The 24832-nt window shown below is 43.5% G+C and carries 30 protein-coding genes and 1 tRNA gene; 17 read left to right on the plus strand and 14 right to left on the minus strand.

Features of this window, described 5'->3' with window-relative positions:
* Nucleotides 1-31: 31 nt before the first annotated feature.
* From GO620_RS08740 to rpsU, 4 genes are all read right to left on the minus strand, one after another.
* Nucleotides 32-104, minus strand: a tRNA-Thr gene (locus GO620_RS08740).
* Nucleotides 105-263: 159 nt separating this feature from the next.
* Nucleotides 264-617 (minus strand): HPF/RaiA family ribosome-associated protein, encoded by a 354-nt coding sequence (locus GO620_RS08745; RefSeq protein WP_157524303.1) that lies wholly within the window; start codon nucleotides 615-617, stop codon nucleotides 264-266.
* A 15-nt stretch (nucleotides 618-632) separates the two neighbouring features.
* On the minus strand, nucleotides 633-1517 hold the full coding sequence (locus GO620_RS08750; protein ID WP_157524306.1) for a tyrosine-type recombinase/integrase: 885 nt from the start codon (nucleotides 1515-1517) through the stop codon (nucleotides 633-635).
* 78 nt (nucleotides 1518-1595) lie between these two features.
* Nucleotides 1596-1787, minus strand: coding sequence for a 30S ribosomal protein S21 (gene rpsU, locus GO620_RS08755; protein WP_074487938.1), 192 nt, complete (start codon nucleotides 1785-1787; stop codon nucleotides 1596-1598).
* A 344-nt stretch (nucleotides 1788-2131) separates the two neighbouring features.
* Here rpsU and GO620_RS08760 point away from each other — a divergent pair, with 344 nt between their 5' ends.
* The 3 genes from GO620_RS08760 to GO620_RS08770 all read left to right on the plus strand — a co-directional run bounded on the left by GO620_RS08760 (nucleotide 2132) and on the right by GO620_RS08770 (nucleotide 4101).
* Nucleotides 2132-2404: a DUF7710 domain-containing protein gene (locus GO620_RS08760; RefSeq protein WP_449560067.1), complete on the plus strand. Its 273-nt coding sequence runs from the start codon at nucleotides 2132-2134 to the stop codon at nucleotides 2402-2404.
* A gap of 513 nt (nucleotides 2405-2917) precedes the next feature.
* Nucleotides 2918-3226, plus strand: a complete 309-nt coding sequence (locus tag GO620_RS08765; RefSeq protein WP_200229806.1) for a helix-turn-helix domain-containing protein — start codon at nucleotides 2918-2920, stop codon at nucleotides 3224-3226.
* Between the two features lie 2 nt (nucleotides 3227-3228).
* Nucleotides 3229-4101, plus strand: a complete 873-nt coding sequence (locus GO620_RS08770; RefSeq protein ID WP_157527017.1) for an IS3 family transposase — start codon at nucleotides 3229-3231, stop codon at nucleotides 4099-4101.
* A gap of 312 nt (nucleotides 4102-4413) precedes the next feature.
* Here the strand turns inward: GO620_RS08770 and GO620_RS08775 are convergent, their stop codons facing one another.
* Together GO620_RS08775 and GO620_RS08780 are read right to left on the minus strand one after the other, a co-directional pair.
* The gene (locus GO620_RS08775) at nucleotides 4414-4941 is read right to left on the minus strand and encodes an adenine phosphoribosyltransferase (RefSeq protein ID WP_157525825.1); all 528 of its coding nucleotides are present in this window, start codon (nucleotides 4939-4941) and stop codon (nucleotides 4414-4416) included.
* A 27-nt stretch (nucleotides 4942-4968) separates the two neighbouring features.
* Nucleotides 4969-5247, minus strand: a complete 279-nt coding sequence (locus GO620_RS08780; RefSeq protein ID WP_157525827.1) for a hypothetical protein — start codon at nucleotides 5245-5247, stop codon at nucleotides 4969-4971.
* Nucleotides 5248-5519: 272 nt separating this feature from the next.
* Between GO620_RS08780 and GO620_RS08785 the strand changes: the two genes are divergently transcribed.
* From GO620_RS08785 to GO620_RS08820, 8 genes are all read left to right on the plus strand, one after another.
* A complete protein-coding gene (locus tag GO620_RS08785) occupies nucleotides 5520-6359 on the plus strand; it encodes a beta-1,6-N-acetylglucosaminyltransferase (RefSeq protein ID WP_157525829.1) in 840 nt (279 codons plus the stop codon).
* 5 nt (nucleotides 6360-6364) lie between these two features.
* The gene (locus GO620_RS08790) at nucleotides 6365-6739 is read left to right on the plus strand and encodes a sugar 3,4-ketoisomerase (RefSeq protein WP_157525831.1); all 375 of its coding nucleotides are present in this window, start codon (nucleotides 6365-6367) and stop codon (nucleotides 6737-6739) included.
* Entirely contained in the window at nucleotides 6736-7821 is a 1086-nt protein-coding gene (locus GO620_RS08795; protein WP_157525833.1) for a DegT/DnrJ/EryC1/StrS family aminotransferase, read from the plus strand. Before GO620_RS08790 ends, GO620_RS08795 begins: the two co-directional genes overlap by 4 nt.
* A gap of 94 nt (nucleotides 7822-7915) precedes the next feature.
* Nucleotides 7916-8725 (plus strand): MlaE family ABC transporter permease, encoded by an 810-nt coding sequence (locus tag GO620_RS08800; protein ID WP_157525835.1) that lies wholly within the window; start codon nucleotides 7916-7918, stop codon nucleotides 8723-8725.
* On the plus strand, nucleotides 8725-9498 hold the full coding sequence (locus tag GO620_RS08805) for an ABC transporter ATP-binding protein (protein ID WP_157525837.1): 774 nt from the start codon (nucleotides 8725-8727) through the stop codon (nucleotides 9496-9498). Before GO620_RS08800 ends, GO620_RS08805 begins: the two co-directional genes overlap by 1 nt.
* On the plus strand, nucleotides 9499-10524 hold the full coding sequence (locus GO620_RS08810) for an MlaD family protein (RefSeq protein WP_157525839.1): 1026 nt from the start codon (nucleotides 9499-9501) through the stop codon (nucleotides 10522-10524).
* A 240-nt stretch (nucleotides 10525-10764) separates the two neighbouring features.
* The gene (locus GO620_RS08815; RefSeq protein WP_157525841.1) at nucleotides 10765-11130 is read left to right on the plus strand and encodes a hypothetical protein; all 366 of its coding nucleotides are present in this window, start codon (nucleotides 10765-10767) and stop codon (nucleotides 11128-11130) included.
* The gene (locus GO620_RS08820) at nucleotides 11123-11401 is read left to right on the plus strand and encodes a hypothetical protein (RefSeq protein ID WP_157525843.1); all 279 of its coding nucleotides are present in this window, start codon (nucleotides 11123-11125) and stop codon (nucleotides 11399-11401) included. The genes GO620_RS08815 and GO620_RS08820 overlap by 8 nt, the downstream gene beginning before the upstream one ends.
* On the opposite strand, the gene GO620_RS08825 is transcribed toward GO620_RS08820, so the two are convergent.
* The 3 genes from GO620_RS08825 to GO620_RS08835 all read right to left on the minus strand — a co-directional run bounded on the left by GO620_RS08825 (nucleotide 11398) and on the right by GO620_RS08835 (nucleotide 13642).
* A complete protein-coding gene (locus GO620_RS08825) occupies nucleotides 11398-12648 on the minus strand; it encodes a DUF2130 domain-containing protein (protein ID WP_244139388.1) in 1251 nt (416 codons plus the stop codon). The genes GO620_RS08820 and GO620_RS08825 overlap by 4 nt on opposite strands.
* A 153-nt stretch (nucleotides 12649-12801) precedes the next feature.
* Nucleotides 12802-13002 carry a hypothetical protein gene (locus GO620_RS08830; RefSeq protein WP_157525845.1) on the minus strand — a complete coding sequence of 67 codons (201 nt, stop codon included), beginning with the start codon at nucleotides 13000-13002 and terminating at the stop codon, nucleotides 12802-12804.
* A gap of 220 nt (nucleotides 13003-13222) precedes the next feature.
* Complete coding sequence (locus GO620_RS08835) at nucleotides 13223-13642, minus strand: YybH family protein (protein ID WP_157525847.1); 420 nt, start codon at nucleotides 13640-13642, stop codon at nucleotides 13223-13225.
* Nucleotides 13643-13698: 56 nt separating this feature from the next.
* On the opposite strand from GO620_RS08835, the gene GO620_RS08840 reads away from it, so the two are divergent.
* The 6 genes from GO620_RS08840 to GO620_RS08865 all read left to right on the plus strand — a co-directional run bounded on the left by GO620_RS08840 (nucleotide 13699) and on the right by GO620_RS08865 (nucleotide 20459).
* Nucleotides 13699-14553, plus strand: coding sequence for a carbohydrate kinase family protein (locus tag GO620_RS08840; RefSeq protein ID WP_157525849.1), 855 nt, complete (start codon nucleotides 13699-13701; stop codon nucleotides 14551-14553).
* A gap of 287 nt (nucleotides 14554-14840) precedes the next feature.
* Nucleotides 14841-15938, plus strand: a complete 1098-nt coding sequence (locus GO620_RS08845) for a vWA domain-containing protein (RefSeq protein ID WP_157525851.1) — start codon at nucleotides 14841-14843, stop codon at nucleotides 15936-15938.
* A 101-nt stretch (nucleotides 15939-16039) separates the two neighbouring features.
* Nucleotides 16040-17548 carry a sigma 54-interacting transcriptional regulator gene (locus GO620_RS08850; RefSeq protein WP_157525853.1) on the plus strand — a complete coding sequence of 503 codons (1509 nt, stop codon included), beginning with the start codon at nucleotides 16040-16042 and terminating at the stop codon, nucleotides 17546-17548.
* Nucleotides 17549-17553: 5 nt separating this feature from the next.
* Nucleotides 17554-18819: a metallophosphoesterase gene (locus GO620_RS08855; RefSeq protein WP_198173585.1), complete on the plus strand. Its 1266-nt coding sequence runs from the start codon at nucleotides 17554-17556 to the stop codon at nucleotides 18817-18819.
* 186 nt (nucleotides 18820-19005) lie between these two features.
* A complete protein-coding gene (locus GO620_RS08860; RefSeq protein WP_157526270.1) occupies nucleotides 19006-19839 on the plus strand; it encodes a UbiA family prenyltransferase in 834 nt (277 codons plus the stop codon).
* On the plus strand, nucleotides 19839-20459 hold the full coding sequence (locus GO620_RS08865) for a class I SAM-dependent methyltransferase (RefSeq protein ID WP_157525855.1): 621 nt from the start codon (nucleotides 19839-19841) through the stop codon (nucleotides 20457-20459). Before GO620_RS08860 ends, GO620_RS08865 begins: the two co-directional genes overlap by 1 nt.
* Here the strand turns inward: GO620_RS08865 and lepB are convergent.
* From lepB to GO620_RS08890, 5 genes are read right to left on the minus strand one after another with little or no spacing between them, the layout of a single operon-like run.
* Nucleotides 20456-21568, minus strand: coding sequence for a signal peptidase I (gene lepB / locus GO620_RS08870; protein ID WP_157525857.1), 1113 nt, complete (start codon nucleotides 21566-21568; stop codon nucleotides 20456-20458). The two genes, GO620_RS08865 and lepB, sit on opposite strands and share 4 nt — an antisense overlap.
* Before the next feature lie 31 nt (nucleotides 21569-21599).
* On the minus strand, nucleotides 21600-22349 hold the full coding sequence (gene dapB / locus GO620_RS08875) for a 4-hydroxy-tetrahydrodipicolinate reductase (RefSeq protein WP_157525859.1): 750 nt from the start codon (nucleotides 22347-22349) through the stop codon (nucleotides 21600-21602).
* Nucleotides 22350-22360: 11 nt separating this feature from the next.
* Nucleotides 22361-23011 carry a DUF5683 domain-containing protein gene (locus GO620_RS08880; protein ID WP_157525861.1) on the minus strand — a complete coding sequence of 217 codons (651 nt, stop codon included), beginning with the start codon at nucleotides 23009-23011 and terminating at the stop codon, nucleotides 22361-22363.
* Nucleotide 23012: 1 nt separating this feature from the next.
* Nucleotides 23013-23921, minus strand: a complete 909-nt coding sequence (locus tag GO620_RS08885; protein WP_157525863.1) for a ParB/RepB/Spo0J family partition protein — start codon at nucleotides 23919-23921, stop codon at nucleotides 23013-23015.
* 7 nt (nucleotides 23922-23928) lie between these two features.
* On the minus strand, nucleotides 23929-24732 hold the full coding sequence (locus GO620_RS08890) for a ParA family protein (protein ID WP_157525865.1): 804 nt from the start codon (nucleotides 24730-24732) through the stop codon (nucleotides 23929-23931).
* Nucleotides 24733-24832 lie beyond the last annotated feature (100 nt).

A 24832-nucleotide genomic window follows, 5' to 3' on the forward strand; every position in this document is an offset into this window, starting at 1 on the left:
ATTGAAAATCCGAAATTCGAAATTTCAACTGAGCCTCCTATCGGGATCGAACCAATGACCTACTGATTACAAGTCAGTTGCTCTACCAGCTGAGCTAAGGAGGCTTTTTTAAAGAACATCTTTCAAGTGCTGACGCTTTTGTGTCACCTTCTCAAAAGGGAATGCAAATGTACATAATTTTGAGGCTCAGCAAAATTTTTTCACAAAAAAAATCGGCAGGTCTTAAACCTGCCGATTTTACAACGCTATAAGCGTTTTATTTATTAAAAATCGTCATCTAAAGCAGATTCTGCCAATACGGCTTTTGTGCCTTTGGCATCGCTGATTGCCTTTTTCTGCTTATGGCGTTCAATCTGCTTGCGTAAACTTTCAATTGCCTTGTCTGTACACTCTTCAAAAGTTTTGCATTGCTCCTTTACAAACAACTGCCCACCGGGGATAAGGCACTTAAACTCAACCTGTTTGTTGGCTTCGTCTTCTACATTTTCTAATCGCAGATAAACTTCGGCGCTAATGATCTTGTCGTAATAAAGGTCAAGCTTGTCGGCTTTTTTCTGAATGAAATCCAACAATTTTCTGTCGGCTGTAAAGTGGATCGATTGCACTGAGATTTTCATTTTTCCTCCTGTGTTTTAGGCCTTTGGGTGGGCCAGTTTATAAATAGATTTTAAACGTTCTGCAGAATTGTGCGTGTAAACCTGTGTTGCACTTAAGCTGGCATGGCCAAGCAGTTCTTTAATAGCGTTTAGATCGGCACCATTATTTAATAGCGCCGTAGCAAACGTGTGCCTTAGCACATGCGGGCTTTTTTTATCCTGGGTTGATATGGCAGACAGATAGTTGCGCACAATTAAGTAGATCAATTTTGGGTATGCATCTGCACCCTTATTAGTAACGACCATGGTTAAAGAATTGTTACTAAAATTTTCACTTTTCTTAACATTCAGGTAATCAGCAATCAAAGTTTGCAGTTGTGCGTTTACAGGCACAATTCGCTCCTTGTTGCGCTTACCCAACACCTTAATGGTGCCCGCCCGGGCGTCATAATCTGTTTCTTTGATGCCTAAAAGTTCGGCCAGACGGATGCCGGTACCAAACAACAGTTCTATTACCAGCTTGTCGCGCAGGCCCTTAAAATCATTTGTAAAAGTTTCGGCGTTATCCAGCATGCGGCTTAGCTTGGCCTCCTCAACCACAACAGGCAATTGTTTGGCTATTTTGGGTGTTTTAACGCGCGATGCCGGGTTAACCGTGATCTGGTTTTCCTGCAGCAGAAATTTAAAATATTTACGCAGCGTGGCAACTTTACGGTTTACGGTGCGGGGTCCGCAGTCTTCTACCAGTTGCACCATCCATGCGCGAATGTCATGGTGGGTAATATCAGTAAGTGCTTTGTCAGCGTCCTGGCTTTTTAAGAAAGCAAAGAATTGCGCCAGGTCATTTTCATAAGCAGTAACGGTGTGGGGCGAGTACCGTTTTTCATGTTTTAAATAGGAGATGAAACGCTGTGAAAACATAAAAACTATTTGCGCATTGGAAAAGTCAATGTACAAATAGTTTTAGTAATGTATAATAGAAGGTGTAATTTTTAGAAATTACGCCTGGTCTAAATTCATGTTTTGCTTGTATATCGCGTGCTTGATTTCGTGGCGGCGGGATACAGATTTCTTCTCGAATGCCTGGCGACTGCGTAGTTCGCGTAATACACCGGTTTTCTCGAATTTCTTTTTAAAACGTTTTAACGCTTTGTCTAATGATTCGCCGTCTTTAATGTTAACTATGATCATATGCCCGTAATACCTCCTTTCATGGGACGACAAAGGTAAGCAAATGATTTGATTTTCAAAATGATTATCTAAACCCGAATTGAAGGATTTAAGGATTTGCAGGATTAATCAACAACTTGTCATTGCGAGGAACGAAGCAATCTCGTCGTAGTCGCCTCACCCCTACCCTTCGACAAGCTCAGAGGCTTCCCTCCTCAAAAAAACATCCAGATTGTCATTGTGAGCAAAGCGCGGCAATCTCATAGCTTGATTTTCAACCTACATCACCTTCGCTGTAAGTACATATTAATTATCTTAATTAAGTTTTCGCTGATTACCTTGTTCCCTTATTTAAATTGAAAGCAGTGATTAAAACTATTTGGATATTTCACGAAGAGGCCGCACGGTTTGCAGGAGGTGTATTTGAAACATTAGAAATGGCAGAAGACTGGATTAAAAAGCATCAGCTATCCGGATTGTTAACGGCCTACCCTTTAAATAAGGGTGTGTATGATTGGGCTTTAGAGAATGGTCTTTTCAAGATAAAAAAAGACAATCATCGCGAAAGCAAATTCATAGGAGGTTTTACAACAGCTGAGCAAGATCATTACCATTTCGAAAATGGCAGTAGAGAATAATTTGGGCGTCCCCCTTCCGGGTCGGGCCATCCGCTATATCTGCTACGCAGGATGCCGCTCCTGTCCCTAACGCGAATACTGGCCCTGGCACCAAAGTCCTGAGAGATATTGGCACAGAATTTACATAACAGACAAAATGCCGCCTCAGTCTGTGCGGCAACCACAACATTTGAACACAGCACAACCGTAATAGCACAGGGTGCAGCGGCGAGTTTATTTCATGAGAACGCTACGCTTAGTTTCTTGGTTACTTCTTTTGACGGTCAAAAGAAGTAACATCTTTCAACTCTGCCTCATGCTTAGGCTCTCGAAGCATAAGCGGTAGTCGCCTCACCCCCAAACCCCTCTCCAAGCGGAGAGGGGCCTCACTTTTAAATATTAATCTTTCATTTGATTAAATGCCGCGTCATGGAAAAACAACCGAAGCATAAGCGATATATGGACTTATAATTCCACAATGCAGGCTACTGTGACTTGTCCTGAAATAAGTTTACAGAAAAGTAGAGGAACAAGATGGACAAATGGAAAGCGGAGCGTATCATACATGAGCGTGAGATCATGGGTAAGAGTTTGCGTACCTTAGCAAAAAAGTACGGCGTATCACCCACAACTATTTCCCGCATAGTGAACAAGGACAAGTTAAACGAAAAGGCATTGAGAAGTTCGAAGAAGACAGTTCTTCCCGATGATGTGTCTTTATTGAAAGCGATGTTACGGACAGAGCAGCTAAAGAATGAGCTGCTGAATAACATCATAGATATAGCAGATAAGGAGCTGGGTACCAACATCAGAAAAAAGTCTGGCACCAGGCAGTCGGAGTAAGCATGCAAAAACGCAGCCGCGGGCTGCGCGAGTTATGCAGACTGCTTGGTTACAGTTCACAAGCCTATTACCAGCATCACCGGTCCACAGAAATGCGGACTTTTAAACAAGAAGAAATCATTCAGCAAGTAATGGCACACCGTCGCCGCCAGCCGCGGCTGGGTGCAAGGAAACTGCTTGAACTGATACGGCCCGGCATAGGGCGGGATGCATTCTTTGAGCTTTTGAGAGAAAACGGCTTGCTGGTGCGCAGGAAAATATACCGTACGCGTACCACCTTTTCCTGCCACCGCTTTAAGAAATACCCCGACCTGACGGGCGGCCTGGTGCCTGCAGCGCCGGGGCGGCTGTGGGTGAGCGATATCACTTACATCCGCGTGGGGCAGGGCTTTGCTTACCTGAGCCTGGTCACGGATGCTTACAGCCGAAAGATCATTGGCTTCTGTCTGAGCCATGATCTTTCTACCGGCAGCTGCCTTACAGCACTTGAAATGGCCTTATCACAAAAGCAACCCGACACCCCGCTGATCCATCATTCGGATCGCGGCACGCAATATTGCAGCGGTACCTATACAGCACTTTTGATCAAAGAAGGCATTGGTATCAGTATGACCCAAAGCGGGAACCCGCGTGATAATGCCATTGCAGAACGTGTAAACGGTATACTTAAACTTGAACTGTTAAATGAGGCTTACAAAAACCTGAGCGGTGCAACACGTGCGGTACGCAGCGCTATAAATACTTACAACAACTTAAGGCCGCACAGCAGTATAGATATGATGACACCACAGGCAGCACACCGGGAATCCGGACCCCTCAGGCGGCGATGGCGAAACTATTATCCCAATCATCAACAAATAACAGAGCAAGTGTAAACCCCTTTAAGGACTAAAATAAAAAGTGTAAATTCAATTCAGTATTAACAATTAAAAGTGTCAACTTTTTTTAGGACAGGTCACTGACATCATTGTGCCATTGTCACACCCTGTGACAATGTGTGACACATTTTGAGAAGAAAACTGTCAACCTGAAACACTGACACGATTGTGCTCGGTTGATATTCAACCTGTTACAATGCTGACAAAATACAGTCAGATACTAATAAGTCAGTATTACTAGAGAAACTGTAACATGTTACACCCATCCGTCAGCTGACGGATCAGTGAATTTAAGAATTACGACTTCGACTAATATTCTGCCAGTACGATAATATTATCGCTTACAGGTGTGATCTTTTCTTTGCCATTTAAAAAGTTCAAGCCAACAACAAAAGAATAGCCGGCCACTACCCCACCCATTTCGTGTATCAGTTCGCTGGCAGCGGTAACAGTACCGCCTGTAGCCAATAGATCGTCATGTATCAATACATGCTGGCCGGGTTCAAAGGCGTCGGTATGCAGTTCTATAGTAGCCGAGCCGTATTCGAGTTCGTAAACCTTCTGCTTGACAGAATAAGGCAATTTGCCCGCTTTGCGTACGGGTACAAACGGAACCCCTAGTTTATTGGCTAAGGTCAGCCCAAATAAAAAGCCGCGGCTCTCTACCCCTGCCACAACATCAACACGGGTGCCTTGCAATTGACCTATAAACGCGTCGACAATGTCTTCGCAAAGTTTAGGTTCCTTTAATATAGGTGTAATGTCTTTAAATATGATACCCGGTTTCGGGAAGTCGGGAATATCCCTTATTACGGCTTTGATCTGGTCTGCTATCATCAAAGGCCAATGTTACAAAATTCCGGGCTATTTGTCGTCTTCGGTTGTCAGATCGGTCTCTTCGGGGTTCAGTACATAATCAAGTTCTTCCCTGCCATTAGTAATCACAAAACGCATGCGCTCTTTTGGCAGGTTAATATCCAGCGACAGTTCGGCTATCACGGTTTCCAGGTTATCGGCAATCTCTTTAATACTGCGTCCGGTGGGCACATCAATTACCACGTCGTTATCCAATGCTTCAAATTTCCAACCCGGTATATTGGTCTGCGATAATACATCTATCCATTTCTGTTGGTAGGCTTTCATTTAATTTTAGCTTTAGTTAATAAATGTTCAACCACTTAAAAAAGTTTTGACAAATAGCCTGCCTTTACAATTTTATAGACACCAATAAGTTAATTGTGTATATCAACCTGTAAATTACAATGATGTAAAGGCTTTTTGGTAAACTTTTAAGGAGCCCGCATGTTTAAGCAGTTTGAAATGCGGCGTTAAAATGATAATTTCGGCTGTTGCCCCTTTTAAGATACTGTAAACGCTACCTGCGCTCAACCAAACGTTGCAGTGCCTATCACTAAATGAAAGTTGCACATCTTATATTAACGTATACCAATCCCAAATTAACAGAGCGGCTTATAAAACGGCTCAACCAGCCCGAATTTACGTTCTACGTGCACGTTGATAAAAAGCTAAGCATAGAACCTTACTTATATCTCCGTAAGTACACCAACGTGTTCCTGATCCACAACCGCGAAGATGTACGCTGGGCAGGTTTCAATACTATTAAAGCAACTTTTAAATGTATACAGGAAATCGCAGCGACTGAGGTTAAGTATGATTATATCAACTTCATCAGCGGGCAGGATTATCCTATCAAATCCGGCAAGTATATGCTCGAGTTTTTCAAAAAGAACAAAGGCAAACAGTTTATAGAATATGCCAGTATAGAAGACCAGTGGATAGAAGCCTTGCCACGGATCACTAACTATCATTTTGCCAACTTTACATTCAGGGGGCGGTACAGGTTAGAAAAGATTATTAACTTCTTTTTACCCAAACGCGAACTGCCCGATAACCTGAAACCATATGGCAAATCAATGTTCTGGATGCTAACGATGGATTGCGCGTTATATGTGGTCGATTTCTTCCGCGAGCATAAAGAATTGGCGCGTTTCTTTTTGTTTACGTGGGGCAGCGACGAATTTGCCTTCCAGACCGTGCTGATGAATTCACACTATAAGGATAGTGTTGTAAACAATGATTTTCGGTACATAGACTGGAGCCAGGGCGGCGCCCACCCAAAAATTTTGACAGAAGCAGATCTGCCAAAAATAAAAGCCAGTAACGACCTTTTTGCCCGCAAGTTTGACGAGAACATGAGCGACGAGTTTATGGACACACTCGACAGTCTTAACTAATCTGTATGGCTTATTTTTTAGATATCGCCACCTTTAGCGACGACAGAGGCCGCCTCACCGTACTGGATGATCAGGTTCCGTTTGCCATCCGCAGGCTATTTTATATCTATGATGTAGATGCATCTGCACGTGGTGGTCACCGCCATCATAAAACTTACCAGGCTGCAATATGTATAAAAGGAAGCTGCACCATTGACAACCACGACGGCGACAATTTCACATCCTTTAAAATGGACTCGCCGGGTAAATGCCTTATCCTGGAACCACGCGACTGGCATATCATGAAAAATTTTAGCACTGATGCTATTCTGTTGGTGCTTGCCTCTACTCCATTTGACCCAACCGATTATATATTTGACCCATACCCGGAAAAATCATGATCGCTTACGAAAACCTTTTCGAACTGAATAAGCCGTTTCATGATGAGTTTAAAACCCAGTTTGATAATTTCCTGCAGAATGGCTGGTACATTATGGGCAAGATGCTGTCGCAGTTTGAGCAGGAATTCGCCGCGTGGAATACATCTAAACAATGTATAGGCGTCGCTAACGGACTTGATGCGCTAACCCTTAGCCTGAAGGCTTTTGATTTTGAACCAGGTAGCGAAGTAATTGTACCATCAAATACATACATCGCCACAATACTGTCTATTCTCAACAATGGGTTAGTGCCGGTATTGGTCGAACCTGACATCCAAACCTACAATATAGACCACGCATTAATTGAGCAGCACATTACGCCAAAAACCAAGGCATTGATGATAGTGCATCTATATGGCAAATGCTGCGACATGGATGCCGTTATGGCTATCAAACGAAAATATAACCTGGTACTTATTGAAGATTGCGCACAGGCGCATGGCGCAACTTACAAAGGGAAAAAGGCAGGAACTTTTGGCGAGTTTAGTGCATTTAGTTTTTACCCCACTAAAAATCTGGGAGCGTTGGGCGATGGCGGTGCCGTCCTGACAGACGATACCGGCCTTGCCCAAAAAATAGCAATGCTGCGCAATTACGGCTCGCAGAAAAAGTATTACAACGAATACGTTGGCGCTAATTCAAGACTGGACGAAGTACAGGCGGCATTCCTGAGTGTCAAGTTGAGATACCTCGATGAGATTAACGCCCATAAACAGAAACTGGCAGCATTGTATCTGGAAAATTTAAAGTCCGATTATATTCTGCCTGTAACGGATACCGACTATAACGATGTATATCACATCTTTAACGTCCGCCACCCAAAACGCAATGAGTTAAAGCAATACCTTTTCGATAATGGCATCGATACAGAGATACACTATCCGGTGGCACCAAATCAGCAACAGGCACTCAAAAATATTTTTGCAAACAAGCAATTCCCTATCGCAGAAGAGATTCACCGTACTACACTTAGCCTCCCATGCTCAAGGTGGCACACGCAAGAGCAGGTATCTTACGTCATAGAAAAGTTAAACGCGTTCTAAATTAGCCATCTTTATCAGTCATCGGCGGCTAATCAAACAAAAATGGTTTAGCTTTGTAACGTATTCCGGTTAGTGAGCTACTACCAAGTAATTAATGGAGATTATTGAAAAACCTGCCGATCAGGCGATAAAGAAGAAGCCCGGCTTCTTTCAAAAACTTGGGGGCGTTTTTGTAGACCTGTATAACGTAGCGAAATTCATTGCACGTTTCTTTAAAGAAGCTTTCGCGCCGCCTTATGAAGGTAAAGAGTTGTTACGCCAATTGTATGAAATTGGTGTAAGGTCACTTGCGCTTATTACACTTACGGGCTTTATTGTAGGGCTAATCTTTACCAAGCAGTCGCGGCCATCACTGGCTAATTTTGGCGCCCAATCATGGATACCCTCGCTTACGGCTATCGCCATATTTAGGGCGCTGGCGCCTTTGGTAACCGCGCTGATCACCGCCGGACGGGTTGGATCCAGCATTGGTGCAGAAATCGGATCCATGCGCGTTACCGAGCAGATAGACGCTATGGAAGTGTCAGGCACCAACCCTTTTAAATTTTTGGTTTGCATCCGTATCATAGCAACATCCATTTCGGTACCGATACTTGCAACCTTCTCGGGATGCGTAGCCATCATTGGCAGTTACCTTAACGTCCATCAAAATGAGGGCACCAGCTTTGCCACTTTTATTGAGCAAACATTTTCACCTCTGGCGTACATCGATTTCACTTCAGCATTGATAAAATCACTGGTTTTTGGTTTTACGATTGGCGTAGTAGGAACTTATAAAGGATATAACTCTTCGCGGGGTACAGAAGGCGTGGGTAAAGCAGCGAACAGCGCTGTGGTTACGGCCATGTTTTTGGTATTTATCGAAGAGATGTTATTGGTTCAAATTATCGGTTGGTATAGATAATGGAAAAACCGAAATCACATATAGACCATAATAACGCGGTTATCGCCATTCGCGGACTGAAAAAATCGTTCGAAGACAATCACGTTTTACGTGGGGTAGATTTAGATCTATTCCAGGGCGAAAACCTGGTAGTGTTGGGTAGATCGGGTACCGGTAAATCCGTTTTAATCAAAATCATCTCCGGCCTGCTCACTGCTGATACCGGCAGCGTAAAAGTTTTAGGTAAAGACCTTAATAACATTGACAGTAAAGAACTGCGCGACCTACGTGTAGATGTAGGTTTTTCTTTTCAGGGTAGTGCTTTGTACGATAGTATGACCGTGCGCCAAAATATAGAGTTCCCATTGGTGCGAAACAGCCCCAAGCTTACACGTGCAGAGATTAACCGGCAGGTAGAAGAGGTTTTGGATAATGTAGGCTTGCTGCAAACCATTAACCAGATGCCGTCAGAATTATCGGGTGGACAGCGCAAGCGTATTGGTATTGCCCGGACACTTGTACTAAAGCCAAAGATCATGCTGTATGACGAGCCTACAGCCGGCCTGGATCCTATAACTTGCCTTGACATCAACGAGCTGATCAACGAAGTTCAGCAGATATATAATACATCTTCAATCATTATAACGCACGACCTTACCTGTGCTAAAACCACAGGCGACCGTATAGTAATGCTGCTTGATGGGCGGTTTGAGCGCCAGGGTAGTTTTGAAGAGGTTTTTGACACGAATGATGAACGTGTTAAAGCATTTTACGATTATAATTTTACAGATTAAATGAATAACGCAGATAACAAAAAAGCCATTTGGGTTGGCGTTTTTATCGCAATAGGCATCGCTATTTTTATAGTGGGTGTGCTAACATTTGGCAACGAGCGTAAAACTTTTAGTAACGGGTTGCATATCAGCGCCGTTTTTAATGATGTGAACGGCCTGACTAAGGGCAATAATGTCTGGTTCTCAGGTGTTAAAGTCGGCACCATAAAAGACATTAAATTTACGGGTGTATCGCAGGTGTACGTAACCATGAACATCGATAAAAACGCGCAGCAGTATATCCGCCGTAATGCCGGTGTGCGTGTTAGTGCCGAAGGTTTTATTGGAAACAAACTCATAGTTATAGAAGGTGGCAGCCCCAGTGCGCCGGTTATAGAAGATGGCGACAGGCTTAATGCTGTACCAACAATGTCGACAGACGATATCACCAAAACGCTGCAAAAAAATAACCTTAACTTATTAGCTATCACATCTGATTTTAAGGCACTTACCCGTAAGATTATTGAAGGCAAAGGCATGGTTGGCCAATTGATGACAGACTCTACAGTGGCTATGCGTTTCCGCAATATGGTTACTAAACTTGACGAGACCAGCAACAGCACAGCGTCTATGGCGCATCAATTGCAAGCTTACGGCGTTAAGCTGAATAGCAAAGATGGTCTGGCTAATAAACTGGTTACCGATACGGCAACATTCAAGAAATTCGAAGCAGCGGTTGAGCAGCTAAGACAAACCACTAAAGCCGCTAATACCTTTACGCAAAACCTAAATAAAGCAAGCGAGAAGCTAAACAGTACAGACAATGTTTTGGGGGTTTTGCTAAACGACAAAAAAAGTGCTACGCAAGTACAAAGCAGCATTAACAACCTGCAGGAAGGTTCTGTAAAACTTAACGACGACCTGGAAGCAGCACAGCATAACTTCTTTTTAAAAGGTTTTTTTAAAAAACGTGCCAAGCAGCAGGAAGAACAGAAAAAGTTGCAACAGCAAAACAGCGCCACTCCGGCGGGTACACCTCAGCAATAAATTGATAGGTGTTTACACGTATAATTTTGCAGTTTAGTTTTTTATAATTACTATTGTGTTGGGTTGACACATTATAACTAACTAAACTGAATGTATTGATCCGCTCCATGAAAGTTGATTGTTTGAAAAAGAAAGGTTCTTGTCTTGCAAGAACCTTTCTTTTGAATTACTTTTAAATTATAAAAATTATTAAAGTTCAAACGCGGAACAAAACTTCACAATAATCTAAAAACTTCAGAGATGTCTTACGACCAAATTATGGCACAATTAGCGAATCTGATGAAAACAGGTTCCAAGACAAATGCGTATGCCCCTCTAATTTGGTTATGTGGAGTTGTAATGGTTGCTGGCATGGGTGGGATGTTTTATTTTTCCAATCCGATAATTCAATATGTGTTCCTTGGTTTAATAGTAATAGTGGTTATTTTTGCAATTGTGATGTATGTCGTGTTATTAGCCATGGATCCAAAACTTTTACAATCTGAGCACTACAGGATTGAAGACAAGAAATTAGACATTATTGCATCAAAAGGAAAACCTATAGAGTTTAATCCGGTTGATTTATCGGTACCCACAAAAGAAATAGGAGAAAATAAAAATGGATAATGTATTACTAATTTTATTATCCACGACATATGATAGAGAAGCTGTCATTAAAGCTCTCGAAATAAATGGTAAAATTGATACTTGGTTTTATTCTTTTCCAAATACAATATTTGTAAAAACGAGTATGAATCCAAAGGAAATGTCGCGTTTTATAGAAGAAAAATTTGGTGAAAATATCAATTTTGTCACTCAGATTGAAAGCGACTATTTCGGCCGGATGAGTTCTGCACAATGGAAAAATTTCAAAAAGGTTAAAAATTTTATCCCTTAATCTATCAACATCATATCATCATCGTCGGTTAGGCTAAGCTGAATGCTATCGTTACCGGCAATGCCTTCAATGGAGCCTTTGATATGTGCCGCGCTCAGCAAAACTTTTTCTAATTGTTTCTCACGGCTTTTCCAAAGTTTTTCCATGGCTTCGCGCTCTTTAAGGATAGACATGCGCATACTCATAAAGCCTTCGCGTATGGCTTTCCATTGTTCAGAAAACTCGCTGCTGGTGAGGAAATCATAAAGCAGATGCATTTTGTCACCCTTATTGTCATGCTTGCGCGCCTCGGCAGCCATTTTCACTAGAAAGTCGCGTAAAATGTAAGCCACCGGCTTTACCTCGTCAAAAGAGCAGATCCATACCCCCTCTTTCTCGCCAAAGCAGTCCATGTCCTTAGGGTAGCATTGGGTTACAATGACAGCGATGTGTGCACCCGTGCTGCGCATATCTTTTTTAAGCTTCTCTATCCAGTCGCCGCCAAAGGCATTGGTACGCTTGCTCTCGTATATAATGGTACCGCACTCCTGCCCAAACTGGTTGCGTACTGTTTGCGTACAGTCGGCTCCGCGCACGCCCTTTCCTACTTCGCCTATCAGATCGAATGGGAAATGTGTACGCAGCAATTCTTCAAGCACTAATTCCTGTGCTTCGCCTTGCAATTGCATGGAACCTTGTTCCGCTTTGCGCTTCATCTCGTCGGCGAGTTTTTTCTGCTGTTCCAACTGCATCTCAAGTTCTTTAACCCGTAATTGATGCGCGTTATCCTTAAGGGCGTTCTTATCGGCCTCTTGTTTACGTATCTGCTCTGTAATGTCCTGGCGCTGTGCCAACAATTTACGCTCAACCTCCAGCGCCATCTCCTCTTCCTTTTGTTTGAGGGATGCTTCGCGCTGCATAAACTCCAGTTCTTTTTGCCGGCTGGCCTTTAATTTCTCTTCAGACTCTTTTACAGAATTATTTAATAGTTGCACACGGTTTTCAAAGTCGGCACTGATGGTTTTGCGCAGATTTTCTTCAAGGGCTTGCTGCAACTGCTTTTTTTCGTCAACCAAACGCTGATCAAAGGCCTGTTGTTGCTGCTGCTGCCTGGCGGCAAACTCTTCTTCCTTACGTTTAAACTCGCTCTCTTTTTGCTGTTTAAATGCCTGCATATCAGACCGAAGCTTTTGCTTATATTCTTCGGCCATTACCTCTTCTATAGGGAATCCATAACCACAACTGGGGCATTTAACTTCTGTAGCCATCTCTTAAATATTTAGGGGATCTTATTATGCTAAGATACCTCAATATAGAACGGCAGTTTAAAAATGTGGATATCTTTTACCTTGCAATGTGAATAAAAAAATCCCTTTACCGCAATTAGCAGAAAGGGATTATATACTTTTGTACTGTGCTGATTATGATGCGCCAAGCGCCATTGTAACGCCCAATGATGCTGCCATAAGCAATATCATAGACAGTACATAAAATATCATAAAGTTAGGACCTTGCGATAGCGCAGTTTTTGAAAAATCTATTTTCCACTTACTGTATTCTTTCGGATAGTAGATCATAGTAACGGTTTCTAATTTTTGCCGGATAAGCGTTAGGGCAAACATAATGCCATGTGCCGTTATTTCGCTTAAAACGCAATTTCGAAACCTGTACTGACCTTAACCTTGCCCCATTACTTCCCCATCGATAGGATTATTTTCCCCGTAGTTCACTGTCGTCACATAACGGATGTGGCTTGTTATCTAAATTATAATCCGCCAAATCAATCCACTGTTACCCAGCCATCTGTGTAATCACGCATATAAATCTGTGAAATCTATCTAATCAACTGGTATGGTCGGCTACTATCTTCCAGCCATTTTTTAATTTACGAAACCATAAAGTGAAATACCCCCCGATGCTGTCTTTGGTACGCGTTACTTTCCAGGCGCCTAAAACGAACGCGTTGGTTGGGTCAAGTATGTTCACTTTAAGGATATTAAAATCCAGCGTACCCATGGCGGCTTTGTCCGGATAACTTTTTTTGTAATGATCCAGCGTTGTTTGCCAGCCATAATCCGGCCCGTTTTTACCGACAAATAGCAGCGAGTCCGACTTCCAATAGCTTTGCATAAATCCGTCAATGTCGCCCTTATTCCAGCTGATTTGCTGGCGATGCAACACGTTTAAGATTTGCTGTTTGTCCTGCGCGCGAATAGTAAAACTGCTAACTAGCAACGCCGCTGCCAAAATAAATTTCTTCATAGCTTTAAAAATAGCATTAATATTGCACCACTTTTTAAAGCTAATTAAACTGTAGGATGAACCAAAAGGTATTGTGTTTTGGCGAAGTGTTGTGGGACGCCTTTGGCGATGGTAAAAAAGCGGGCGGTGCCCCAATGAATGTGGCCTGGCATTTAAAACAGCAAGGCGCAGATGTGCAGTTTGCCAGCAGCCTGGGTAAAGACGCGTCGGGTGATGAGCTTTTTGCCTTTCTTGAAAAAAGCGATTTAGACTCGCCGTTAATTCAGCGCGACGAGTTGCCGACCTGCGAGGTTACCGTACAATTAGATGCTAACCAGCATGCCACCTACATTATTCCCGAACCGGTTTCCTGGGACAATATCCGTGCAACATCAGAATTAAAAAAGGCAGCGGCAAATGCTTCCGCGATCATATTTGGTAGTCTGGCTTGCCGTGGCAAACGTACGCGCGAAACGTTAGTTGGTCTTTTAGACGACACCAGTAAAATGCGTGTTTTTGACGTAAACCTTCGTGCTCCGCACTACAACCTGGACACTATTCAAACGCTTGCAGCGAAGTCGAGCTTCATCAAGATGAATGATGATGAGGCCGAATTGTTGATCCGTGGCCGCGGTGATTTAAAAAGCAAGATCATTGAATTTCAAAAGGCCTATCACCCCAAAACAGTTTGCGTAACACGCGGCGATAAGGGCGCGCTGTTATTCCACAACGACGAATTTTACGAGCATGCCGGTTACCCCGCTAATGTTGTAGATACCGTAGGTGCCGGCGATTCCTTCCTCGCAACTTTAGTCGTAGGCCTGCTTAGCAATAATGACCCTAACGAAGTGTTAGACCGCGCTTGCAAAGTGGGTGCTTTTGTAGCCGGGCAGCGTGGCGCGACGCCGGTTTATCCAAAAGACCTGGTTTAATATTTAACCTTGATGGTTCTTGCGTTAGCGATTGAAGCAAAAGCCCGCATCCCGATGTATATCGGGAGAGGACCCGAGTGAAACTAGAGTAACGCCCTCGAAATTCAGGGCACTTATCAGCACAAATAAATCTACCTACCATAAATTTTTATAAAGACTTTAACTCTACTCCTTAGAATTAAAGGAATTGCCTTTGTCATATTCAGCTAACAAAAGTTCTTCACTATGCTTACCGCATAAACTTTACGGATATTTCTCCGTTAATTTACTTTCAGAAAGGCAATACTATGCGAGGATTTGGGTTCTCGAAATTTATACCCCGCGAAATTCCCAAAGGCGGGTTTGACGAACTGCTTAAACTATTTTTAGAATTACTGAACTATACGTCTGGTGATGCCGGCGAAGCCCTATCGTGGTTAAACGAACTGGACAAGCAATACAACATTACCAACGACGAGTATGGTATGGGTGATTTTATCGACGAGTTAAAGCAAAAACGCTACCTGACCGATGATAACGATAACGGTGGATTTGCTATCACGGCTAAAACAGAGCAAAGCATAAGGCAATCATCCCTTGAAGAGATCTTTGGCAAGCTCAAGAAGTCGGGCAAGGGTAATCACCGTACGCCGCAATCAGGCCAGGGTGACGAAAAAAATGCTGAACGCCGCGAGTTTGAGTTTGGTGATAGCCTGGACCAGATAGACGTTACACAATCTATCCACAACGCGCAGGTGAACCACGGCATCGGCGATTTTATAATGACCGAACGCGATTTGGAAGTAGAGGAAATGGATTATAAGACCCTTACTTCTACCGTGCTGATGATAGATATTTCGCACTCCATGATCCTTTATGGCGAAGACCGTATAACCCCTGCTAAAAAGGTGGCGATGGCATTGGCAGAACTGATCCGTACCAAATACCCAAAAGACACTTTAGACATTGTGGTTTTTGGCAACGATGCGTGGCCGATAACACTCAAAGACCTGCCCTATTTACAGGTTGGCCCGTACCACACAAATACTTATGCTGGCTTAGAGCTGGCGACAGACCTGCTGCGCCGCCGTAAGACCCACAATAAACAGATATTTATGATCACCGATGGTAAGCCAACTTGCTTAAAAGAAGGCACCCGGTATTATAAAAACAGCATAGGCCTTGACCGTAAGGTGGTCAACAAAACACTGAACATGGCTGCGCAGTGCAAGCGGCTTAAAATACCTATCACCACGTTTATGATAGCTAAGGACCCATACCTGCAGCAGTTTGTGCGCAAGTTTACGGAGACTAACGGCGGAAAGGCGTTCTACAGTTCGCTTAACGGGTTAGGCGAATACATTTTTGAAGACTATATAAAGAACAGAAGAAGAACGGTGAGGTAGTACCCCACCCAACCTCCCCTGAAGGGGAGGAGAAATTTACACACTAATCATAAATTAAAAACCAAAGCCCGCCCCTTTAGGGGAGGGTTGGGAGGGGTTAAATGACATACGACCATAATAGTATAAAAACACTCGGCCAGCTAAAAAAATCTAATTACAAAAGCAGGTCTGTTAAAGAAGAATTAAGAGAAAACTTAATCATCCAGCTGCAAAAAAAGGAAGGCGGCTTTGAGGGAATTATTGGTTATGAGGATACCGTTATTCCCGACTTACAAACCGCTATCTTATCCCGCCATAACACTTTACTTCTAGGTTTGCGCGGGCAAGCTAAAACTCGTATAGCAAGATTGCTGGTCAACCTGCTGGACGAGTACATTCCCTACATAGAAGGTTCCGAACTATATGATGATCCGTTGGACCCCATATCCTGGTTTGGGCGTAATATTATTGAACAAAACGGCGATGATACCGCTGTAGCCTGGGTGCACCGCTCTGAGCGTTATACAGAAAAATTGGCTACGCCTGATGTTACTGTGGCCGACCTTATCGGTGATGTTGACCCCATAAAAGCGGCGACCCTGAAATTGACTTACGCTGATGAACGTGTGATCCACTTCGGGTTGATTCCGCGTGCGCATCGGGGTATATTTGTAATTAACGAGTTGCCCGACTTACAGGCACGTATACAGGTTTCTTTGTTCAATATACTGCAAGAGAAAGACATCCAGATACGCGGGTTTAAACTGCGTTTGCCGCTGGATATCCAATTTGTATTTACAGCAAATCCGGAAGACTACACCAACCGTGGCTCCATAGTAACGCCGCTCAAAGACCGTATCGAGAGCCAGATATTAACCCACTACCCGCGTTCGCTTGATATTTCGCGACGCATTACGCAGCAGGAAGCAAAGCTAACACCTTCGCAGGTAGCAAACATCGAAGCCGATGGTTTGGTAAAAGACTTGATAGAACAGATCGCCTTCGAGGCGCGCGACTCGGAATATATCGACAAAAAATCAGGCGTGTCGGCACGTTTGACAATATCAGCTTATGAAAACCTTATAAGCAATGCAGAACGCAGGATGCTGATCAATGGCGAGAAAAGCACATTCGTGCGTATTTCAGACTTTTTGGGCGTTATCCCGGCCATTACAGGAAAAATTGAACTGGTTTACGAAGGTGAATTGGAAGGCCCGGCAAAAGTGGCTAACATCTTGGTTGGAAAATCTGTCCGTTCACTACTGCTGCAGTTTTTCCCTGACCCTGAGAAGGCTAAGAAAACCAAGAAAGGCAATCCATATGAAGAGATCATCAACTGGTTTAGCGAGGGCAATACAGTAGCCCTGATAGATGACCTATCTTTAATAGAGTATAAAAATCTGTTAAATTCCGTTAAAGGTTTAGGTGATCTGGTTAAGCAGTTTCACCCACGGTTGTCAGAAAATCAGCAGTTATTGTTGATGGAGTTTGTGTTGCATGGCCTGGCAGAATTCTCACAACTTAGCAAAGGATTTTTAGATAAAGGCTTTGCCTTCTCGGATATGTTTGATAGCTTGTTTAACTTGCAGGGCGACGATGATGATGACGACCTGAACGAAGACCGCTACTAGATAAAATGACCGACCATATTCCGCTGTTTATCCTTATTGCCATTGTACTTTTAGTACTTGACTATTATATCTACAGCGGAATAATCAAAGGCTTGCGATTAAGAAAAGGCTCCGTAAAGGCGTTTGGCTTTTTCTTTTGGTGTTTTTCTTTTTTCCTGATCGCGGGTTTGTTTCTTAGCATTTTTGTAAAGTTATCCGTGGGGATAAGGGCTGCCATTCTGATGGCATTCTTCCTTACGTTTGCTGGGAAGGTGCTGTTTCTACCATTTTTATTTGGTGACGATATTCGCCGGCTATTTGTATGGAGAACACGGACGAAAGCAGCCGTTGAGATTGCGGAGAAATCTTCGCCAACGTTTACGGCGATCCCGAGGTCGGAGTTTTTGGTTAAAGCCGGGTTACTGGCAGGTTCTTTGCCAATTGCTACCCTGGCTTATGGCACACTTAAGGGCGTTTATGACTACCGCTTACGTAAACAAGTGCTATACCTGCCCAACCTGCCTAAACAATTCGACGGGTTAACTTTAGGGCAGTTATCAGATATCCATGCCGGTAGTTTTTCTGACCATAAAGCTGTTGCAGTGGGCGTGGAACTGTTAATGCGCGAGAAACCTGATCTGATATTTTTCACTGGTGATTTGGTTAATGACCGAGCATATGAGATGTACGGTTACCAGGATATATTCTCTAAAGTTAAAGCCCCTTTAGGTGTATTTTCGAGTTTAGGCAACCATGATTATGGCGACTACTCTTACCGCTGGTTGCCGGGCGCCAAGGAGAAAAATCATGCCGACCTGATACAAACTCACAAAAACATGGGTTGGAACTTATTGCAAAATGAGAACCGCCGGATCAAAGTAGGTGGTGAAGAGATAGGTATTTTGGGCTGTGAGAACTGGGGCACGTTGAGCCGCTTCCCTAAATATGGGCGAATGGACCTGACAACCAAAGATACAGCCGACCTGCCGGTAAAGCTCCTCCTATCGCACGATCCATCGCATTGGGACGCAGAGATACGGCCGAAATACGGCAACATAGATGTAACATTTGCCGGCCACACGCACGGCATGCAGTTTGGCGTACGCACTAAAGAAATTCAATGGAGCCCAATAGAATACGTTTACGAAGAGTGGGCGGGATTGTATAAAAAAGGCGCCCAACAACTTTACGTTAACGTTGGATACGGCTTTTTAGGCTATCCCGGCCGTGTAGGTATTTTGCCCGAAGTGACGATATTTGAGTTGAGATCTTCACTAGAACCAGACTTTTAATATATCACGTCATACAGAGCCCGAATCGGCATCCCAAAGAAAAGATATGCATAACCAAATTGCGTGTGAGATGCCGAAACAAGTTCGGCATGACGGCATGATTTGGTATTATTGTGCGATGGTTCATTTAGATGAAAAAAAATCCTTAAGCAGCTCACAGACTTCATTTTCTTCGGCAACATTTTCATGTCTTTATGCGCTGTCGCGCAGGGATTGGTTACTTTTCACCTCATCGGCTCTGCGCCAATTTACCCGCCATTGATCATCCTTTTTATGGCCACGCTTGGGGTATATAACTTCAGCACTTTAATTACGCGGCCTAAAAATCCGACGTCGTCTAAACATTACCGGGTAAGGTGGTTTTACACGCATTACAAGTTAAACCTGGTGCTTACTGTTATTGCGTTCGCGTCTTTATTTCCCCTGTTCTTTCTGGTATCGCTGGGCTCAAAGCTGCTGCTGATGTTCATGACAGTGCTATCTATCGGTTACGGTTTGCCTTTATTCAAGATTGGCGACAAAAAGTTTGGGCTCAGGCAAATCCCCGGTTTAAAGCCTTTTCTAATCACTTTGGTTTGGAGTATGAGCGGTGTTTTGGTTCCGGTCTTAGAAGCTGCCGATCAGCATTTAACCACCATTAATCTTCGTGATATAGCCATCTTATTTGCAAAACGCTTCTTGTTTATCGCGGCTTTGACCATACCCTATGATATCCGCGATATGGATGACGACAAGGCGGCCAGTCTAAAAACAATACCTGTCACGTTAGGCGAAAAAAATGCGTATAACTTATGCCAGCTTCTTTTAGGCGGATATCTGGTATTGCTTTTCCTGTTTAGGAACAATGGTTTTAATATGGACTTTCTCGCCTTAGCCTTAGTAGCTATACTAACCGGCTGGCTCATCTTCCGCTCTAAATGGGACAAGAATGAGTTGTATTATTTCTTTTATATGGATGGTGTTTTGATCCTGCAATATGTATTGCTGATAATTTTCGACGGTATTTCCAGATTTGCCTGATGACCGCCAATTACGATAATACCGTTTGGTTTTATGATACGCTCGCTACGTTGGTGTATGGAAAGAATATCATAAAGGCACAAAAAGAATTTCTAAATCTGATTCCGCCTCACTCACGTGTATTGATTGTCGGTGGCGGCACAGGTAAGATTTTAGAAGAAGTTGCAAAAGTGCATCCGGCCGGGCTGACAATTTTTTACGCCGAAGTGTCCGAGAAAATGCTGTCAAAATCCATTAAACGAAGTGCCGGAAAAAGTTCAGTCGTCTTTTATAACCAACCTGTAGAAGATATGGCGCTGGCCAATATTGACGTGGCCATCACTCCTTTTTTATTTGACAACTTTGATGGTGAATACGCAGAAAAGATATTTAGACATATAGACAGTATGACTTCTGAAAACGCCTTGTGGCTCAATACAGATTTTCAGCTTACAGGCAAATGGTGGCAGGTGGTACTACTTAAATCCATGCTTCTATTTTTTAAATTATTCGGCGCAGTGAATAACAAGCGTACCACTGATATGCAACCTGTGTTTGAAAAATACGGATACAAAAAAATCGCCTGTAAAACATTCTACGGCGATTTTATAAGATCTGAAGCCTGGCAAAAACCAGCTTAGTGTATCCCTCTGAATATCCTGCTCCAGCGTATCCCGTTAAAGAAGTTGGCTTTGTCGTCCCAGCTCATCCAAATGAAAAGCGCTTTGCCAACTATGTGGTCTTCCGGCACAAAACCCCAAAACCGCGAATCGGCAGAATTATGACGATTGTCACCCATCATCCAGTAATAGTTCATTTTAAAGGTGTATCTATCCGCTTTAGTTCCGTTTATAAAAATATCAGCACCTCTAACTTCAACTTTATTGCCCTCATAAATCTCTATGGCGCGGCGATATATAGGGAACGTCAAACTGTCTAACTTTACACTCCAACCTTTTTTCGGGATAATGATCGGTCCGTAGTTGTCAACGTTCCAATGATAATGCGGATCATGCGGATAGATGGACGGGTCATAAATGCCTTTAGCCATAACATCAGGCTTTACGCTTTTAATGGTTGTTATTCCGCTTAACGTTTTAGCAGCTTCGGCAGTCATGTTCGCTACAAATTCTGTGTTGCTTACCAATTGTACATCCTGTATGTGCAGGTCATCTATCAGCTGCGGGTTTATTTCAGAACCATCTGTAACAACATGGTAACCCATCTCCCCTTTCGGCGCCGTTGGCGCGGCTTTTCCGTTTACAAAAACCTGGTCGTCAACCAAACTTAGCGTATCGCCGGGAGTACCCTGACAGCGTTTGATGTAATTTTCGCGCTTATCAACAGGCCGCGACAGAGGCGTGTCGGCATCCATCGGATAATTAAACACTACCACATCGCCTTTTTTTACTTCGCTCAATCCAGGCAGGCGATAGTATGGCAACTTAATACCATCCCAGTAAGCTTTTGTGCCCAAAATTGGCATGGTATGATGCGCAAAAGGAAAAGCGATAGGCGTCATAGGCGTACGCGCACCGTAATTTACTTTGCTTACAAACAAGAAATCTCCAACCAGCAATGAGCTCTCCATAGAGGGCGTAGGGATGGTGTAAGCTTCAATAAACAATGTGCGGATAAGCGTTGCGGCTACAACGGCAAATATGATAGCGTCTGTCCATTCGCGGGCAGCGCTTTTTTTCTTCTTAGCAGGGTCTTTTGGTTTTCTTTTATTCCAGAATTTCCAATTCATTTTAAAGGGGTTGTGGCGGGCAAGTTAATTATTACGCGCCAAAGTTAAACATGTCTTGTACGGTGTAGAAACCGGTTTTCCCGTGTAACCACTCGGCAGCAAGCACCGCTCCCAAGGCGAAACCGTTTCGGTTGTGGGCTGTGTGCTTAAATTCAATGCTATCCACCTCAGAGTCATACATTACAGTATGGGTGCCGGGTACATTTTCTATACGCAGCGATTCTATAAGCAACTGGTTATTTTTCACAGTATCATCAACAACGGTCGTGCCATCAGTCAGCACATTTTTCCACTCCTGTTTGGCATCCAGGCCATTGATGATACCTTCTGCAATGGTAATAGCGGTACCACTCGGCGCATCCAGTTTTTGCGTATGATGTATCTCTTCTACCTGCACTTCATAGTACGGGTAATTATTCATCAGCTTAGCCAATACTTTGTTTACATGGAAGAACACATTTACACCAACGCTAAAGTTTGACGCATACAACAATGCGCCATCGCTATCAGCCACCTCCTGCTTAATCTCGTCAATATGGTCATACCAGCCGGTTGTGCCTATTACAACAGGCACAACTGCCTTTATACATTGGCGAATATTTTCCAGCGCTGACTCAGGTGTGCTAAACTCTATAACCACGTCAGCCTGCTGCAGGTCTTCATCGATAATTTCGGCCCGGTTATGCTGGTCTATGATCAAAACGATCTCGTGCTTACGGTCAAGGGCGATTTTTTCGATGATCTTGCCCATTTTGCCATAGCCTGATAATGCGATCTTCATTCTGGTATAAATTATTTCAAGGTAAAGGTAAGTTTTACACCCGGAACTGAACCGGTAAGGTTGGCCGCATAAAGTGGCGGAGTGATAACTGTCGGCACTACATTAAAACTAAGGTTGTTGTCAACAGTATAGGAATGCCTGAACTTAGCATCTATATAGGCATCTATACAGTTAATGCCCCACACACCAACGACACCAAGTATTGATAGTTGAAAATTACGCTGGTTAGAGGCGGCAGCGTCAAAAAACTGCTGATATCCGCCGGAATATTGCGCTAATTCTGCCGAGGGTTTACCTGTATCGCGGCGCAGCTTGGCTTCTTTGATATACAGGTTATAATAATGCAGATTGTATTGAATGGCTAAACCCAGAGCACCAAAACCGCCATAAATGATGGGCACCTTCCAGATGCGGTGGTTGTAGACCTGCCCCCATCCGGGTAATATGAGCGAACGCATTACTGCCTTGTGCGGGTCATGCAAACTATCCGGAGTGTAAATCTTATTGGTTTTGGCTTTTGGCTTAAACGGTTTTGAACTTATGGAATCCTTAACGCGCGTTAGGCTATCTGTGCGGCTACGGGTGGCGGCTGAATCAGGCCTTTGAGCAAACGCGTTGATGCTAAACAGCGTTGTGGTTATGAGGGATAGCCAGAAACGCATGTTACCAATCGAGCATTTCAAGAATGCGGTTCAAATCATCTGAAGATAAGAATGGGATCTCAATAGCACCCGTACCTTTTTCATTGATCTTTAATTGAACGCGTGTGCTAAACTTCGATGCCAGATCATCTTGTATCTTTTGCATCTGAAAAGACAACGCGCCGTCTGATTTAGACTTAGCCTTAGCAGCTGGAATTTTTTGCACATCGCGCGCCAGCTCTTCGGCACGCCGTACCGATAAGCCGTTATCTACTATCTGCCTGTGTATGTAAATTTGTTTAACCGGGTCTGCAATGGTGATCAGTGCCTTGGCATGCCCCATGCTGATCTCGCCATCGCGGATAGAGGCCTGAATGGCAGGCGGCAGTTTCAATAAGCGCAAGTAATTAGTAACCGTAGACCGGTTTTTGCTTACACGATCACCCAATTCTTCTTGTTTCAGGTTACACTCGTCTAGCATCCGCTGAAAGCTTAGAGCTACTTCTATGGCATTCAGGTTTTCTCGCTGGATGTTTTCTATCAAAGCCATCTCCAGCATTTGCTGATCGTTGGCAGAGCGTACGTATGCCGGGATATGTTTTAATCCCGCTAATTTAGAAGCACGTAAACGGCGCTCGCCTGATATAAGCTGATAGTGATGACTGCTTACCCTGCGGACGGTGATAGGTTGTATAAGGCCTTGTAGTTTTATAGAGTCTGCCAGTTCTTGCAGGGCGATGTGATCAAACTCTGTACGGGGCTGATACGGGTTTACTTCTATCTCGTTAAGATTGATCTCGTTGATAGACCCTGCACCACTGTAGTTATTTTCAAAGCTGCCGTTGTGCTGCTGTTTTACCTGTACAACATCGGTATCATCCAGTAAGGCACTTAATCCTTTTCCTAAAGCTCTTTTCTTATCTGCACTCATGCTTTACTTAAACGGTTTCTGAAGTTAGTACCGCGTCTTTTTTCTTGATGCCGTTCTTTTTAATGATCTCGCGCGCCAGGTTCAAATAATTTATTGCCCCTTTGCAATTAGCGTCGTGCATAATTACTGACACACCAAAACTTGGTGCTTCGCTTAAGCGGGTGTTACGCTGAATGATGGTATCAAAAACCAGGTTTTCGAAATGCGTGCGTACCTCTTCAACAACCTGGTTAGACAGGCGGAGGCGAACATCATACATGGTCAATAAAATGCCTTCAATATCCAGGTTAGGGTTTAACCTGTTTTGAACTATTTTAATGGTGTTTAGCAATTTGCCCAATCCCTCTAACGCGAAATATTCGCACTGTACCGGTATAATTACAGAGTTAGCTGCAGTTAAAGCGTTGATGGTGATCAAACCCAGTGATGGCGAGCAGTCTATGATTATGAAATCGTAATCGTCCGCAACACGACCTAATACCTCTTTCATGCGGTATTCGCGCTGATCAAGATTGATCATCTCTATCTCTGCACCTACAAGGTCTATATGGGCAGGCAACAGGTCCAGATTAGGCGTTTGTGTTTTTTGAATGGCTTCGCGCGGGTCTATCTGGTTAATGATACACTCATATATGCTGTTTTTAACCGTCCGCGGGTCAAAGCCAATACCCGATGTTGAGTTGGCTTGCGGGTCTGCATCAACCAATAAAGTTTTATACTCCAGCACGGCTAAGCTTGCTGCAAGATTGATAGACGAAGTTGTTTTGCCTACCCCGCCTTTTTGATTGGCCAATGCTATAATTTTACTCATGCGCTGTTATCAATGTTTACAATAAAAAGAGCCGCTCAACACAGCAGAATTCATAATTTAGCTGCGGTACCAACGGGGGTTAAAGATACAAAATTATAAA

The organism is Mucilaginibacter ginkgonis, assembly GCF_009754905.2.
Lineage (GTDB): Bacteria > Bacteroidota > Bacteroidia > Sphingobacteriales > Sphingobacteriaceae > Mucilaginibacter > Mucilaginibacter ginkgonis.

Coding starts and splice junctions, on each gene's coding strand:
- GO620_RS08785 (WP_157525829.1), top strand. CDS start 5,520: ATGAAAGTTGCACATCTTATATTAACGTATACCAATCCCAAATTAACA.
- GO620_RS08825 (WP_244139388.1), bottom strand. CDS start 12,648: ATGGCTACAGAAGTTAAATGCCCCAGTTGTGGTTATGGATTCCCTATA.
- lepB (WP_157525857.1), bottom strand. CDS start 21,568: ATGAATTGGAAATTCTGGAATAAAAGAAAACCAAAAGACCCTGCTAAG.
- GO620_RS08805 (WP_157525837.1), top strand. CDS start 8,725: ATGGAAAAACCGAAATCACATATAGACCATAATAACGCGGTTATCGCC.
- GO620_RS08835 (WP_157525847.1), bottom strand. CDS start 13,642: ATGAAGAAATTTATTTTGGCAGCGGCGTTGCTAGTTAGCAGTTTTACT.
- GO620_RS08850 (WP_157525853.1), top strand. CDS start 16,040: ATGACATACGACCATAATAGTATAAAAACACTCGGCCAGCTAAAAAAA.
- GO620_RS08890 (WP_157525865.1), bottom strand. CDS start 24,732: ATGAGTAAAATTATAGCATTGGCCAATCAAAAAGGCGGGGTAGGCAAA.
- GO620_RS08780 (WP_157525827.1), bottom strand. CDS start 5,247: ATGAAAGCCTACCAACAGAAATGGATAGATGTATTATCGCAGACCAAT.
- GO620_RS08820 (WP_157525843.1), top strand. CDS start 11,123: ATGGATAATGTATTACTAATTTTATTATCCACGACATATGATAGAGAA.
- GO620_RS08810 (WP_157525839.1), top strand. CDS start 9,499: ATGAATAACGCAGATAACAAAAAAGCCATTTGGGTTGGCGTTTTTATC.
- GO620_RS08880 (WP_157525861.1), bottom strand. CDS start 23,011: ATGCGTTTCTGGCTATCCCTCATAACCACAACGCTGTTTAGCATCAAC.
- GO620_RS08815 (WP_157525841.1), top strand. CDS start 10,765: ATGTCTTACGACCAAATTATGGCACAATTAGCGAATCTGATGAAAACA.
- GO620_RS08750 (WP_157524306.1), bottom strand. CDS start 1,517: ATGTTTTCACAGCGTTTCATCTCCTATTTAAAACATGAAAAACGGTAC.
- GO620_RS08885 (WP_157525863.1), bottom strand. CDS start 23,921: ATGAGTGCAGATAAGAAAAGAGCTTTAGGAAAAGGATTAAGTGCCTTA.
- GO620_RS08855 (WP_198173585.1), top strand. CDS start 17,554: ATGACCGACCATATTCCGCTGTTTATCCTTATTGCCATTGTACTTTTA.
- GO620_RS08845 (WP_157525851.1), top strand. CDS start 14,841: ATGCGAGGATTTGGGTTCTCGAAATTTATACCCCGCGAAATTCCCAAA.
- GO620_RS08775 (WP_157525825.1), bottom strand. CDS start 4,941: ATGATAGCAGACCAGATCAAAGCCGTAATAAGGGATATTCCCGACTTC.
- GO620_RS08840 (WP_157525849.1), top strand. CDS start 13,699: ATGAACCAAAAGGTATTGTGTTTTGGCGAAGTGTTGTGGGACGCCTTT.
- GO620_RS08865 (WP_157525855.1), top strand. CDS start 19,839: ATGACCGCCAATTACGATAATACCGTTTGGTTTTATGATACGCTCGCT.
- GO620_RS08770 (WP_157527017.1), top strand. CDS start 3,229: ATGCAAAAACGCAGCCGCGGGCTGCGCGAGTTATGCAGACTGCTTGGT.
- GO620_RS08790 (WP_157525831.1), top strand. CDS start 6,365: ATGGCTTATTTTTTAGATATCGCCACCTTTAGCGACGACAGAGGCCGC.
- GO620_RS08795 (WP_157525833.1), top strand. CDS start 6,736: ATGATCGCTTACGAAAACCTTTTCGAACTGAATAAGCCGTTTCATGAT.
- GO620_RS08860 (WP_157526270.1), top strand. CDS start 19,006: ATGTCTTTATGCGCTGTCGCGCAGGGATTGGTTACTTTTCACCTCATC.
- GO620_RS08745 (WP_157524303.1), bottom strand. CDS start 617: ATGAAAATCTCAGTGCAATCGATCCACTTTACAGCCGACAGAAAATTG.
- GO620_RS08765 (WP_200229806.1), top strand. CDS start 2,918: ATGGACAAATGGAAAGCGGAGCGTATCATACATGAGCGTGAGATCATG.
- GO620_RS08800 (WP_157525835.1), top strand. CDS start 7,916: ATGGAGATTATTGAAAAACCTGCCGATCAGGCGATAAAGAAGAAGCCC.
- rpsU (WP_074487938.1), bottom strand. CDS start 1,787: ATGATCATAGTTAACATTAAAGACGGCGAATCATTAGACAAAGCGTTA.
- dapB (WP_157525859.1), bottom strand. CDS start 22,349: ATGAAGATCGCATTATCAGGCTATGGCAAAATGGGCAAGATCATCGAA.
- GO620_RS08830 (WP_157525845.1), bottom strand. CDS start 13,002: ATGTTTGCCCTAACGCTTATCCGGCAAAAATTAGAAACCGTTACTATG.